Below are 12,595 nucleotides of genomic sequence, written 5' to 3'. Positions count from 1 at the left end.
GTGACAAACCCCAACTCGGCGATCAGGGTCGGGATCTCGGGGGTCCCGGGTGTCGGCAAGTCCACGTTCATCGAGGCGCTCGGCAGTCAGCTGACCGCAGCCGGCCACAAGGTCGGCGTACTGGCGGTGGACCCGTCGAGCGTCCGGACCGGTGGCTCGGTGCTGGGCGACAAGACCCGGATGTCCCAGCTCTCGGCGGATCCGAACGCCTTCATCCGGCCGTCGCCGTCGGCCGGCACGCTCGGCGGGGTGGCCCGGGCCACGACGCAGTCCATGGCCGTCCTCGAGGCCGCCGGGTACGACGTCGTGCTGGTCGAGACCGTCGGTGTCGGCCAGTCCGAGGTGACCGTCGCGGGGATGGTCGACACGTTCCTGTTCCTCACGCTCGCGCGCACGGGCGACCAGCTCCAGGGCATCAAGAAGGGCATCCTCGAGCTCGCGGACGTCATCGCGGTCAACAAGGCCGACGGTGACCGCGAGATGGAGGCCCGCGGAGCCGCGCGTGAGCTGGCGGGCGCGCTGCGCCTGGTCCGCGGACACGGGGAGTGGGCGCCGCCCGTCGTCACCTGCTCCGGCCTGACCGGCACCCGCGTCGACGAGGTGTGGGACCAGGTCCAGCTGCACCGCGAGCACCTCGGTGTCGAGGGCCTCGCACGCAAGCGGGCCGAGCAGCAGCTGGAGTTCACCTGGGCGCTGGTGCGCGACGAGCTCGCCCAGCGGCTGCGTCACAGCAAGGCGGTCCGGGCGGTGCAGGACGAGGTCCGCACGGCCGTGCTCGCGGGTGACCTGACCGCGCCGCTCGCGGCCGATCGTCTGCTCGCCGCCTACGACACCGAGTAGACGGCGTAGGTTTGGCTTCGTGGAATCACGCAACACCTCCGACCTGCTGGCGCTTGCCGCCTCCGTCGTCGAGAAGTACGACGGCGAGCTGGTCGCGTTGCGTCGCGATCTCCACCAGCACCCGGAGCTGTCGTGGCACGAGGGACGCACGATGGACGTCGTGGGGGAGCACCTCCTCCGGTCGGGCTGGCGGGTCACCCGGATGCCGCGCAGCGGGATCCTCGCCGACATCGGCGTCGGCGGTCCCCGGGTCGCGTTGCGGGCGGACCTCGACGCCCTCCCGGTCGGGGACCTGACCACCGAGAGCTGGCGCAGCGAGAACGAGGGCGTGGCCCATGCGTGCGGCCACGACGTCCACACGGCAGCGCTCGTCGGCGCCGCCCACGCGCTCGGCGAGGTGCACCAGCAGGGTTTGCTGCGTGGCCAGGTGCGCCTCCTGTTCCAGCCGGCCGAGGAGGTCATGCCCGGCGGTGCCAAGCACCTGATCAACCACGGCGCGCTCGAGGACGTGGACCGGATCTTCGCCCTGCACTGCGATCCGTCGGTGGACGTCGGCGCCATCGGCCTGCGCACGGGCCCGATCACCAGCGCGGCCGACCGGATCGACGTACGCCTCGAAGGAAACGGTGGGCACACCTCCCGTCCCCACCTGACCGGTGACCTGACCTTCGCGCTGGCCAAGGTCGCCAGCGAGCTCCCTGCGGTCCTGAGCCGTCGGATGGATCCCCGCGCCGGCGTCAGCGTCGTGTGGGGCGTGCTGCAGGCGGGGTCGGCACCGAACGTCATCCCCGACCACGGCATGGCCAGCGGCACCGTCCGGATCCTCGAGGCGGAGGCCTGGGCCTCGTGCGAGGCGGTGGTCCGTGAGGCGGTCATCGACATCGTGCGCCCCTACGGCGTCACCGCCACCGTCGACTACCTGCAGGGCGTCCCGCCGGTCGTCAACGACCGCCTCAGCGTCGCGATGATCGCCTCGGCCGCCGACGAGCTCCTCGGCCTCCATCACCGCAAGGAGGTCGAGCAGAGCCTCGGCGGCGAGGACTTCGGGTGGTACCTCGAGCAGGTCCCGGGCGCGATGTTCCGCCTCGGCACCCGCACGCCGGGTGGCGCACGCTACGACCTCCACCAGGGTGACTTCCTGGTGGACGAGCAGGCGGTCGGCTTCGGTGCGCGGATGATGGCCGGGGTGGCCATCAACGCGCTCGGCTCGCGCTAGAAGGACGGGGCTCGAGACGGTTGCTGCGCAACCTCCTCGACCAGCGGCTTAGCCCTTCCGGTAGGGGATTCCGTCGGCGGCAGGTGCCCGCGAGTGCCCGACGAGTCCGGCGACGGCGATGATGGTGACGACGTACGGCAGCATCAGCATGAACTGGCTCGGCACCGGCGAACCGATCACCGACAGCACCCCCGACAGGTTCGTCGCGAAGCCGAACAGCAGCGCTGCGAGGGTCGCACGGACCGGGTCCCAGCGACCGAAGATCACGGCCGCGAGCGCGATGTATCCGGCACCGTCGGTCATCTCCTCGCCGAACTGCGGGACCGAGACCAGCGTGTACGTCGCACCGCCCGCGCCGGCGATCAGGCCGGCGATGATCATCGTGGTGTAGCGGGTCCGGTTGACCTTGATGCCGACGGTGTCGGCCGCCTTCGGGTGCTCGCCGACGGCGCGGACCCGCAGGCCCCACCGGGTGCGGTAGAGCGCCCAGGCCACCGCGAAGACCGCGAAGTACATCAGGTAGACGAGGATCGTCTGGCGGAACAGCACCGGCCCGATGACGGGGATCTCGCCGAGCAGCGGGATGGGGATCCGCTCGAAGTGCGGCGGGCTGTTCAGGCCCTCGGTGTTCTCGGCGAGGATCTGGCCGAACAGGAAGCTGGTCAGGCCGATCACCAGCACGTTGAGCACCACGCCCACGATCACCTGGTCGACGAAGTACGTGATCGCGAAGAAGCTCAGGACCAGCGCGACCAGGGCACCGGCGCACATCGCCGCGACCAGGCCGCCCCACGGGGATCCGACGATAGTGCCGAACATGGCCGCGGCGAACGCGCCGAACAGCAGCTGGCCGTCGATGGCGATGTTGACGACGCCGGCCCGTTCGCCGAGGACACCGCCGAGGGCGCCGAACACGAGGGGCACGGCGAGCGCGATGGAGCCGCCGAGCAGGCCGATCACCGGTACCGCGGCACCCGCCGCGGCCCAGCACAGGAAGCCGGTCATCGCGAGCACCGAGAACAGCGCCACCAGCCACAGGGGAGTACGACGACCGCGGCTCACCAGGAACGCGGACGCGACGGTGCACAGCGCGAGCAGGATGACGATCGTGGTGACCGAGGGCGTCGAGGGGACGGTGATCTCGGGCAGTTCGAAGAGGTCGGTGTCGGTGGCGAGGCGGAACGTCGTGTCGCCCTGCCGCGACTTGAGGGCGACGAGGAGCGAGACCAGCATCGTGACGACGCCGAGGACGATCGGGGCCTTGAGCGCGCCCCGCATGCTCGTGGCGACGGGGATGTCGTCGTCGATCGGCACCGGAACCTTGACCGGGGTGCTCATGCGGTCGCCTCCTTCGGAAGCCGGAACAGCGCTCGCACCAGTGGCGGCGCGGCGATGAAGAGGACGATCAGGGACTGGACCACCAGCACGATCTCGATCGGGATCCCCTCGGACGCCGACATGGCGAAGCCGCCGGCCTTGAGGGCACCGAACAGGATGCCCGCGGCGAGGATGCCGAGCGGCCGGGAGCGACCGAGCAGCGCGACGGTGATGGCGTCGAAGCCGATGCCGGCGTCGAGGTCCACCGTCACGCCGCTGGTGGCGGTGCCGAGGATCTGGTTGACGCCCGCGAGCCCGACGAGGCCACCGGCGATCAGCATCACCGAGATGTAGGTGCGTCCGACGTTGATGCCCGATGCCTGCGCGGCGTCCGGGTTCTCGCCGACGGCGCGGAAGCGGAAGCCCATCGCGGACTTGTTGAGCAACCACCAGACGAACACCACGGCCACCAGGGCCATGACGAACCCGAGGTGCAGGTTGAACTTGTCGCCGAGGAGCTTCGGCAGGATCGCCGACTCCGGCATCGCCTCGGACTTCGGGTTGCCCGAGCCCGGCGCCTGGAGCCAGCTCTGCTGGGACAGGGCGTAGAAGACGAGGTAGTAGCCGACGTAGTTGAGCATGATCGTGACGATCACCTCGTGGGCGCCGCTCTTCGCCTTGAGCACACCGGCGATACCGGCCCACAGGGCGCCGGCGAGGGCACCGGCGAGGACCGCCAGCGGCAGGTGCAGCACCAGCGGCAGGTCGACGCTGACGGCGACCCAGCCCGCGGCGGCACCGGCGAGCAGCATCTGGCCACGCCCGCCGATGTTGAACAGGCCGGCGCGGAACGCCAGTCCGACGCCGAGGCCGGCGAGGATCAGCGGACCGGAGTACTTGAGCGTCTCGGTGATCGGCCGGATCCGGGTCTCGAACAGCTCCGCGTCGGAGTTGTAGATCGCGCCGCGGAACAGCGCGCCGTAGGCACCGGAGATGGCCTCCTCGACCGCGGAGAAGAAGTCACCGGGCCGCGCGCCGATGTAGCCCGCGGCGGCGCGGACGTCCGGGTCGGTCACCAGGATCATCAGCGATCCGACCAGCACCGCGAGCAGGACGGAGAGCACCGAGACCAGGGCGTGGCCCGTGGCGATCTCGCGGAGCACGCCCTGCCACTGGCTGGGAGAGCCCGCTTCCTTCCCGGGCACGTCGTCCTCCGGCACCTCGACCTCGACGCCCGCAGGTTCGGGGGCCGCTGGGGGCTCCGGCGCCTTGGGCACCTCGGACTTCTCCGGCTCCGGGTTCTCCGGCACGCCCTTCTTCCCGCGCCTCATGCCACGATCCCTTCGGGCCGCTCGCCGGCCATCATCAGGCCGAGGGTCTCCCTGGGGGTGTCTGCGGGCACGATGCCGATGACCTTTCCGCGGTACAGGACCATGATCCGGTCCGACAGGGCAGCGATCTCGTCGAGCTCGGTGGAGACCAGCAGGACGGGGACGCCGGCGTCGCGGGTCGCGACGACCTGCTTGTGGATGAACTCGATGGAGCCGACGTCGACACCGCGGGTCGGCTGCGCGGCCACCAGCAGGCGCAGGTCGCGCGACAGCTCGCGCGCCACGACGACCTTCTGCTGGTTGCCGCCGGAGAGCTGTCCGGCAGTCGCGTCGATGCCACTCGCCCGGACGTCGTACTCGACCAGCTTCTCGCTGGCGAAGGTCTCGAGGATCTTGCGGCGGATCGTTCCGAAGCGGACGAACGGCTTGCCGTGGCTGCGGTTGAGCATGAGGTTCTCGGAGAGCGTGAAGTCGCTGACGAGGCCGTCGACCTGGCGGTCCTCGGGAATGAAGCCGACACCGGCGTCGAGCACCTTGCGGACCGACTTGCCGGCCAGCTGGTGGCCGTCGAGCTCGATGGATCCCTTGACGTGGGACTGCAGGCCGAGCAGCGCCTCGGTGAGCTCGGTCTGCCCGTTGCCCTGGACCCCGGCGACGCCGAGCACCTCGCCCGTGGCGATGGAGAAGCTGATGCTGTCGAGGTGGATGTGCCCCGTGGCGTCGATGACCTGGAGGTCCTTGACGACCAGGGCGTCGGCGCCGGGCTTGGCGGGGTCCTTGTGCACGGTGAGCTCGACCGGGCGGCCCACCATGAGGGCGGCCAGCTCGGCGTTGGTCGCGGTGGGGCTGGCCTCGCCGACGACCGCGCCGCGGCGGATCACGGTGATCCGGTCGGCGATCGCGCGGACCTCGCGGAGCTTGTGGCTGATGAAGACGATCGAGGTGCCGGATTCCTTGAGCTGGCGCATGATCGCCATCAGCTCGTCGGTCTCCTGCGGCGTGAGGACGGCGGTCGGCTCGTCGAACACGAGGACCCGCGCGTCGCGCGAGAGGGCCTTGATGATCTCCACCCGCTGCTGGACGCCGACGGGCAGTGTCTCGATGAGCGCGTCGGGGTCGACGTCGAAACCGAACCGTGCGGAGATCTCACGCACCCGTTCGCGGGCCGCGTCGATGTCGAGCGAGCCGGCGAAGCCGGTGGACTCGTTGCCGAGCATGACGTTCTCGGCGACCGTGAAGACAGGGATGAGCATGAAGTGCTGGTGGACCATGCCGATGCCGGCAGCCATCGCGTCACCGGGACCGGCGAACGTCATCGGCACACCGTCGAGCATGATCTCGCCCTCGTCGGCCTGGTAGAGGCCGTAGAGCACGTTCATCAAGGTCGACTTGCCGGCGCCGTTCTCCCCGAGGAGCGCGTGGATCTCACCTTCCTCGACGGTGAGCGAGATCCGGTCGTTGGCAACCAGGGGGCCGAATCGCTTCGTGATGCCCCGCAGTTCAAGCGTCATGAACGGATCCTTACCGAGCGGGCGAACAGATACCAGTGAACTCGCCATGAATCTGTGGGCGAGGAAACAGACCGGGGGAGGCCGGCCCTGTGGCCGACCTCCCCTGGAGCCTGTCGTGCGGTGTTACGTGGTGCTACTTGTTGAGGTACGACGTGACCGGGATGGAGCCGTCGATGATGCCGGCCTTCACGGTGTCGAGCTCGCCGGCGAGCGTGTCGGAGATCTTGCTCTCGAAGTTGTGGAACGGCGCGATGCCGACTCCGTCGTTCTCGAGCGTGCCGACGTACGCCTCGGCGTCGAACTTGTCCTCACCGGCGGCGACGACCGCTTCGAACGTGGACGTCTTCATGTTCTTGAGGATCGACGTGAAGATGACGTCGGCCGTCTTCGGGTCGGTCTCGAAGAAGTCGGCGTCCACGCCGACGAGGGCGATGTCCTTGCCCGAGTCGGCGATCGCGGTCAGCGCGCCCTGGTAGATCGGACCACCGACCGGCAGGATGATGTCGGCGTTCTGGTCGAGGATCTGCTTGGCGGTGTTGGTCGCCTTCTCGTTGGCGTCGAAGCCACCGGTGAAGACGCCCTTGTCGTTGCCCTCCCAGCCGACGAGCTTGACGTCCTTGCCCTTCTCCTTGGCGTAGTACTCCACGCCCTGCTTGAAGCCGTCCATGAAGATCGTCACGGTCGGGAACGGCTGGCCGCCGTAGGTGCCGACGACGCCCGTCTTCGTGTAGTCAGCGGCCGCGTAGCCGGCGAGGAACGCCGCCTGCGCCGTGTCGTACAGGATCGGCTTGATGTTGTCGGCGTCCTTCGTGCCGTTGAAGTCGTTGTCGGCCGCGTCATCGATGAGGATGTACTCGATCTCCGGGTTGGCCTTCGCGGACTCCACGGTGGCAGCGGAGAGGGCGAAGCCGACCGTCACGATCGCGTTGCAGCCCGCGGTGACGAAACCGTCGAGAGCACCGGCGTAGTCGTTCTCGTTCTTGGACTCGAATTCCTTGTACTCGCTGTTCAGCTCCTTGGCCGCGTCCTTCACGCCCTCGTAGCTCAGCTGGTTGAACGACTTGTCGTTGAAGCCGCCCGCGTCGGAAAGGATGCAGGGGAGGAAGTCGCTCTTCTCGTCGGCCTTCTCGTCGGGTGCGTCGCCGCATGCGGCCAGGGCCGCGCTCGCCATGAGTGCCACGGCTGCGGCCGCCGACGTCCTCTTCCAGGTCTTCACAAATGTCCTCCAGGTCGACGCCCGCCGCTGGGGCAGGTCAGTGATGTACGGGTGTGGTGCTCCGGTGCATCCTCACCCACCGCCCGCTCCGCGGGAAGCACCTTGGATGAAACGGTTACCAACTTGGGACCATTTCTTGTGGTGCTCCGGGGGCGCGACCGAAGATCCTCGTGCCGGTGACAGGCAGGGCGCTAGGTTGGCCGGGTGGTCGACTGGGACGCCCTGCAAGCCGCTGCGATCGAGATCTCGGCGCACGCCTACGCGCCGTACTCCGGCTATCACGTCGGCGCGGCCGCGCTGGCGGACGACGGGCGGCTGCTCGTCGGGTGCAACGTCGAGAACGCCGCGTACGGCGTCACGCTGTGCGCTGAGTGCGGACTGGTGTCCCAGCTGCACGCGACCGGGGGTGGGCGGCTCACCCACTTCGTCTGCGTCAACGGCTCCGGCGAGGTGATCATGCCGTGCGGGCGCTGCCGCCAGCTGCTGTGGGAAGCAGGCGGAGCGCCGCTCGAGGTGCTCACCCCGGAGGGCGTGCTCACGATGGAGCAGGTGCTGCCGCAGGCGTTCGGCCCGGCGAACTTGATCCGACCGTAGGGTTCGGGCATGGCCGGAAACCACGACGCCGTCGAAGTCATCATCGCCAAGCGCGACGGCGGCACGCTCACCACCAGTCAGATCGACTGGATGGTCGATGCGTACACCCGCGGCGCGGTCGCCGACGAACAGATGTCGTCGCTCGCGATGGCCATCCTGCTCAACGGCATGGATCGTCGCGAGATCGCCGACTGGACGGCGGCGATGATCGCTTCCGGCGAGCGGATGGACTTCTCCTCCCTGTCGCGGCCCACCGCCGACAAGCACTCGACCGGCGGTGTGGGCGACAAGATCACGCTGCCGCTCGCCCCGCTGGTGGCGGCGTGCGGGGTAGCGGTCCCGCAGCTGTCGGGTCGCGGGCTCGGCCACACGGGCGGCACGCTCGACAAGCTCGAGTCGATCCCCGGCTGGCGCGCGCTGCTCTCCAACGAGGAGATGCTCACGCAGCTCGAGGACGTCGGCGCGGTCATCTGTGCGGCGGGTGACGGCCTCGCGCCCGCTGACAAGAAGCTCTACGCCCTGCGCGACGTGACCGGCACCGTCGAGGCGATCCCGCTCATCGCGTCGTCGATCATGAGCAAGAAGATCGCCGAGGGCACGGGCGCGCTGGTCCTCGACGTGAAGGTCGGCAGCGGCGCCTTCATGAAGTCGGAGGATCGCGCCCGCGAGCTGGCCGAGGTGATGGTGGCCCTGGGCAAGGACGCCGGCGTGAACACCGTCGCGCTGCTCACCGACATGGACACGCCGCTCGGCTTCACCGCCGGCAACGCGATCGAGGTCACCGAGTCGGTCGAGGTGCTCGCCGGCGGCGGCCCGGCCGACGTCGTCGAGCTCACCGTGGCGCTTGCCCGCGAGATGCTCACCGCAGCCGGTCGCCCTGACATCGACCCGGCGGCGAAGCTGGCCGACGGGTCCGCGATGGATGCGTGGCGGCAGATGATCAGCGCGCAGGGCGGCGACCCTGCTGCGGCCCTGCCGGTGGCCCGCGAGTCGCACGTGGTCACGGCTCCTGCCGACGGCGTGCTGACCCGGCTCGACGCGATGGCCGTCGGCCTCGCCGCCTGGCGCCTGGGCGCCGGCCGGGCGCGCAAGGAGGACCCCGTGCAGGCCGGGGCCGGTGTCGTCTGGCATGCGCGGCCGGGCGACGAGGTGGTGGCCGGGGCACCGCTCTTCACGCTGCTCACCGACACCCCGGAACGCTTCGAGCGGGCGTTGGCCTCCCTCGAGGGCGGGTACGACATCGCGGCTCCCGGGACGTCCTACGACGCCCGGCCCCTCGTGATCGACCGCATCGGGTAGGAATGAATCATGGCGAGTGAACTGACGACCGAGCTGCTGCGGGCGGCTCCCAAGGTGCTCCTGCACGACCACCTCGACGGTGGGCTGCGACCCGCGACGATCCTCGAGCTCGCCTCCGAGGTCGGCCACGAGCTGCCGGAGTCCGACGCCGAGGCGCTCGCGGCCTGGTTCGCCGAGGCCGCTGACTCGGGTTCCCTGGAGCGGTACCTCGAGACCTTCGCGCACACGGTCGGGGTGATGCAGACGGCCGACGCACTGACCCGGGTCGCCCGCGAGTGCGTCGAGGACCTCGCCGCGGACGGCGTCGTCTACGCCGAGATCCGCTACGCGCCCGAGCTCCACGTCGAGGCCGGGCTCGACCTGGCCGACGTGGTCGCGGCCGTGCAGAAGGGGGTCGAGGAGGGCATGGCCGCGGCCGGCGGGACGATCATCGTCCGCCACCTGCTCACCGCCATGCGGCAGGCCGCGCGCGCCATGGAGATCGCCGAGCTCGCCATCCAGTGGCGCGACCGCGGCGTCGCGGGCTTCGACATCGCCGGTCCGGAAGCGGGCTTCCCGCCCACCCGGTTCATCGACGCGTTCGAGTACCTCCAGCGCGAGAACTCGCACTTCACCATCCACGCCGGCGAGGGCTTCGGCCTGCCGTCGATCTGGGAAGCCGTGCAGTGGTGCGGCGCCGATCGGCTCGGCCACGGCGTGCGGATCGTCGAAGACATCTCGTTCGAGGACGACGGGACGCCCGTGCTGGGCCGGCTGGCGTCGTACGTCCGTGACAAGCGGATCCCGCTCGAGATGTGCCCGTCGTCGAACGTGCAGACCGGCGCGACCGCGTCGCTGGCCGAGCACCCGATCAGGTTGCTCGCCGCGCTGCGGTTCCGGGTCACGGTCAACACCGACAACCGGTTGATGAGCCGTACGTCGCTCAGCCAGGAGTTCGGGCTGCTGGCCGAGACCTTCGGCTACGGGCTGGCCGAGATGGAGTGGCTGACCGTCAACGCGATGAAGTCCGCCTTCATCCCGTACGACGAGCGGTACCGGCTGATCACCGAGACCATCAAGCCCTGGTACGCCGCGCAGCGCTGACGCTCAGGCCACGAACCAGACGTGGCTCCACCCGGCGACGCCGATGTGGTTGCCGGCCCATTCCTCCTCGGTCACGCGGACCAGCCGCCCGCGGGCAGGGTCGAACACCTGGATCGCGCCGTCCAGCACGGCGACGGCGAGGATGACGTGGCGGGGCAGCCAGCGGCTGCCGATGTAGACCGCGACGGGGCGGGTGGCGAGCTGCTCGCGCACGACCTCGTAGGCGATCGCAGGGCGCGGTCGCGCGAACACGGTGGCGACGTGCTGGCCGGTCAGGACGCGCAGCAGGTTCACGATCGCCCACGGCGGCGTGCCGAGGGCGCGCGGCCACGGCATCTGGAAGCGGTCACGTGCGCTGGTCGCGGACGTGAGGACCCGGTGCTCGTCCTTGATCTCGGCTGCGGCCCCCTCGCCGGCGGCCGGTCGCCACTCGGTCAGGATCGCCCTGGCAGCAAGGGCGCTGGCGGCGCCGCAGCTGCGCGGATCGGGCTGCTTGAGGGTGGACGGGTCGAGGTCAGCTGGCCAGCGCATGGTCGTCGCCCTCCGGGTCGCGCAGGTCGGCGAACGCGCGGTCGCCCGTGGCCACGCGGCAGCCGGCAGCGACCGCGCGTCGGACGACCTGCCGCTGGGCGCGGGCGAGAGCCAGGCCACGACGGAGCAGGACCAGCGGTGGCTTGCGGTGTTCGTGGAGGTCGCGGGTCAGCCGCCGCCAGAAGGTGACGGCCGGGTGCTGGGTGATGCAGTACGCCGCCTCGAGCATGCCCGAGCGACGGCACTCCTCGACCACCTCGGCCGCGAAGATGCCCTCGGCGCAGAACCGCGTGGCGCCGTTCAGGTCCAGGCGCTGGGTGCCGGTCCGCCTGCTCTCGGAGATCGAGTAGATCGGGACCTCGGTCGCGCCGTTCGTGCAGAGCTCGCGCAGGGCAGTGAGTGCGTCGTCGCGGTGCCAGGTCCCCGGGTGGTCCCAGTCGACGAGGCCGGCGTTGGCGCCCTCGGTGATCTGCGGCAGGTCCGGCTCGTCGCCGTCACGGTAGAAGTCGTCGAGCCGCAGGGTCGGCCAGCCGTGCGCCTTCTCCAGGCGCTCCGCCAGCCGCGACTTTCCCGATCCCGAGGGGCCGGCGAGGACGATCACACGCGCGGTCATGGGAGTCGAGTCTGCCGCATTTCGTCCCGTCCGCGCAGTCCGCGCACGATGGCGGCGAGTGCCTCGTCCAGCTGGGCGTCGGTGCACCCGCCGAACCCGATCACCAGGCCGTGCCGGGTGGTGGACCGGCAGTAGTCGGCGAGCAGGGGGACGTCGTAGCCCTTCGTGCGGGCCGAGGCGTGGGCAGCCTGGGCCTGGGCCCGCGGGAGCTCGAGGGTGGCGTACATGCCGGCGATCGGCCCGGTGGTCCGGGAGTACGGCGCCAGTGCGGCGGCGACCCGCTCGCTCCGCTCCGCATAGGTGCGACGGGCAGACCGGACCACCTTGTCGACGTACCCGTCGCGGAGCAGGGAGAGGTAGGCGCGCTGGACCGGCCAGGACGCGGTGTCGTGGGTGATGGCGCGCATCTGGTTGAGCGGGTCGAGGAGTGCGGGCGGCGGGACCATCCAGCCGAGCCGCATGCTCGGCGCGACCGTCTTGCTGGCGGTGCCGAGATAGGCGACCCGCGTGCGGTCGAGGGACGCGAGGGCGGGCACGGGCGCGACGTCGTAGCGGAACTCGGAGTCGTAGTCGTCCTCGATGACCAGGGCTCCGCTCGCGCGGCTCGCGTCGAGGAGGGCGAGGCGTGCGGACCCCGACATGGTCGGGCCGAGGGGATGCTGGTGGGCCGGAGTGACGTAGGCGCCGGCGCAGGTCGAGAGCGTGGTTGCGTCGGGTGGCGGCCCGAGTGCCGGCAGGTCGACGACCTCGCGCCCTGCCAGGCGGATCGTGGTGACGGCGGCGCGGTACCCCGGGTCGTCGACGGTGACGGGGCCGGGAGGGAGGACGCCGAGGAGGTGGCGCAGGCCGTCGGTGGTTCCTGCGGTCACCAGGACCTCGTCCGGATCGCAGTCCAGGCCTCGGATCCGGCCCAGCCGGGCGGCGATCTCGGTGCGGAGCTCGGGCAGTCCGCGCGGGTCGTCGTACCCCGCCGGCGGGCGGGCGGTCGACACGTCGCGCCAGGCCCGGCGCCAGAGCGTGGTGTAGCGCGGGTCGATCCACGGG

The 12,595-nt window shown here is 70.4% G+C and carries 11 protein-coding genes and 1 pseudogene; 5 read left to right on the top strand and 7 right to left on the bottom strand.

Annotation, left to right across the window (positions count from 1 at the left end; translation table 11 throughout):
• Both meaB and ACOADB_RS12530 read left to right on the top strand, forming a co-directional pair.
• A pseudogene (gene meaB / locus ACOADB_RS12535) lies at window positions 1–840 on the top strand (methylmalonyl Co-A mutase-associated GTPase MeaB); the annotation flags it as partial.
• 19 nt (window positions 841–859) lie between these two features.
• Window positions 860–2,056, top strand: coding sequence for an amidohydrolase (locus tag ACOADB_RS12530; protein WP_378598844.1), 1,197 nt, complete (start codon window positions 860–862; stop codon window positions 2,054–2,056).
• 48 nt (window positions 2,057–2,104) lie between these two features.
• On the opposite strand, the gene ACOADB_RS12525 is transcribed toward ACOADB_RS12530, so the two are convergent.
• From ACOADB_RS12525 to ACOADB_RS12510, 4 genes are all read right to left on the bottom strand, one after another.
• Window positions 2,105–3,394, bottom strand: a complete 1,290-nt coding sequence (locus tag ACOADB_RS12525; RefSeq protein WP_378598841.1) for an ABC transporter permease — start codon at window positions 3,392–3,394, stop codon at window positions 2,105–2,107.
• A complete protein-coding gene (locus ACOADB_RS12520) occupies window positions 3,391–4,704 on the bottom strand; it encodes an ABC transporter permease (RefSeq protein WP_378598838.1) in 1,314 nt (437 codons plus the stop codon). The genes ACOADB_RS12525 and ACOADB_RS12520 overlap by 4 nt, the downstream gene beginning before the upstream one ends.
• On the bottom strand, window positions 4,701–6,215 hold the full coding sequence (locus ACOADB_RS12515; RefSeq protein ID WP_378598835.1) for an ABC transporter ATP-binding protein: 1,515 nt from the start codon (window positions 6,213–6,215) through the stop codon (window positions 4,701–4,703). Before ACOADB_RS12515 ends, ACOADB_RS12520 begins: the two co-directional genes overlap by 4 nt.
• Window positions 6,216–6,348: 133 nt before the next feature.
• The gene (locus tag ACOADB_RS12510) at window positions 6,349–7,431 is read right to left on the bottom strand and encodes a BMP family lipoprotein (protein ID WP_378598832.1); all 1,083 of its coding nucleotides are present in this window, start codon (window positions 7,429–7,431) and stop codon (window positions 6,349–6,351) included.
• Window positions 7,432–7,635: 204 nt separating this feature from the next.
• Between ACOADB_RS12510 and ACOADB_RS12505 the strand changes: the two genes are divergently transcribed.
• Genes ACOADB_RS12505 through ACOADB_RS12495 form a run of 3 tightly spaced genes read left to right on the top strand, consistent with a single transcriptional unit; the run spans window position 7,636 to window position 10,407 of the window.
• The gene (locus ACOADB_RS12505; protein ID WP_378598830.1) at window positions 7,636–8,025 is read left to right on the top strand and encodes a cytidine deaminase; all 390 of its coding nucleotides are present in this window, start codon (window positions 7,636–7,638) and stop codon (window positions 8,023–8,025) included.
• Between the two features lie 9 nt (window positions 8,026–8,034).
• Entirely contained in the window at window positions 8,035–9,324 is a 1,290-nt protein-coding gene (locus ACOADB_RS12500) for a thymidine phosphorylase (RefSeq protein ID WP_378598828.1), read from the top strand.
• 9 nt (window positions 9,325–9,333) lie between these two features.
• On the top strand, window positions 9,334–10,407 hold the full coding sequence (locus ACOADB_RS12495; protein ID WP_378598826.1) for an adenosine deaminase: 1,074 nt from the start codon (window positions 9,334–9,336) through the stop codon (window positions 10,405–10,407).
• A gap of 3 nt (window positions 10,408–10,410) precedes the next feature.
• Here the strand turns inward: ACOADB_RS12495 and ACOADB_RS12490 are convergent, their stop codons facing one another.
• The 3 genes from ACOADB_RS12490 to ACOADB_RS12480 form a co-directional block, all read right to left on the bottom strand.
• On the bottom strand, window positions 10,411–10,938 hold the full coding sequence (locus ACOADB_RS12490) for a hypothetical protein (RefSeq protein WP_378598823.1): 528 nt from the start codon (window positions 10,936–10,938) through the stop codon (window positions 10,411–10,413).
• The gene (locus ACOADB_RS12485) at window positions 10,922–11,551 is read right to left on the bottom strand and encodes an AAA family ATPase (RefSeq protein WP_378598820.1); all 630 of its coding nucleotides are present in this window, start codon (window positions 11,549–11,551) and stop codon (window positions 10,922–10,924) included. Before ACOADB_RS12485 ends, ACOADB_RS12490 begins: the two co-directional genes overlap by 17 nt.
• The coding region (locus ACOADB_RS12480; RefSeq protein WP_378598817.1) for a PLP-dependent aminotransferase family protein at window positions 11,548–12,595 on the bottom strand (1,048 nt) is incomplete at its 5' end. The genes ACOADB_RS12480 and ACOADB_RS12485, both read right to left, overlap by 4 nt.

The organism is Nocardioides sp. CPCC 206348 (assembly GCF_048654705.1).
Taxonomy (GTDB): domain Bacteria; phylum Actinomycetota; class Actinomycetes; order Propionibacteriales; family Nocardioidaceae; genus Nocardioides.
The sequence above is the reverse complement of the archived record's forward strand: the minus strand, read 5'-3'. Positions and strand labels throughout refer to the sequence as shown.

Bases quoted from the DNA above. Each gene is read 5' to 3' on its own strand.
- ACOADB_RS12490 (WP_378598823.1), bottom strand. From the start codon at position 10,938: ATGCGCTGGCCAGCTGACCTCGACCCGTCCACCCTCAAGCAGCCCGAT.
- ACOADB_RS12515 (WP_378598835.1), bottom strand. From the start codon at position 6,215: ATGACGCTTGAACTGCGGGGCATCACGAAGCGATTCGGCCCCCTGGTT.
- ACOADB_RS12495 (WP_378598826.1), top strand. From the start codon at position 9,334: ATGGCGAGTGAACTGACGACCGAGCTGCTGCGGGCGGCTCCCAAGGTG.
- ACOADB_RS12520 (WP_378598838.1), bottom strand. From the start codon at position 4,704: ATGAGGCGCGGGAAGAAGGGCGTGCCGGAGAACCCGGAGCCGGAGAAG.
- ACOADB_RS12525 (WP_378598841.1), bottom strand. From the start codon at position 3,394: ATGAGCACCCCGGTCAAGGTTCCGGTGCCGATCGACGACGACATCCCC.
- ACOADB_RS12500 (WP_378598828.1), top strand. From the start codon at position 8,035: ATGGCCGGAAACCACGACGCCGTCGAAGTCATCATCGCCAAGCGCGAC.
- ACOADB_RS12485 (WP_378598820.1), bottom strand. From the start codon at position 11,551: ATGACCGCGCGTGTGATCGTCCTCGCCGGCCCCTCGGGATCGGGAAAG.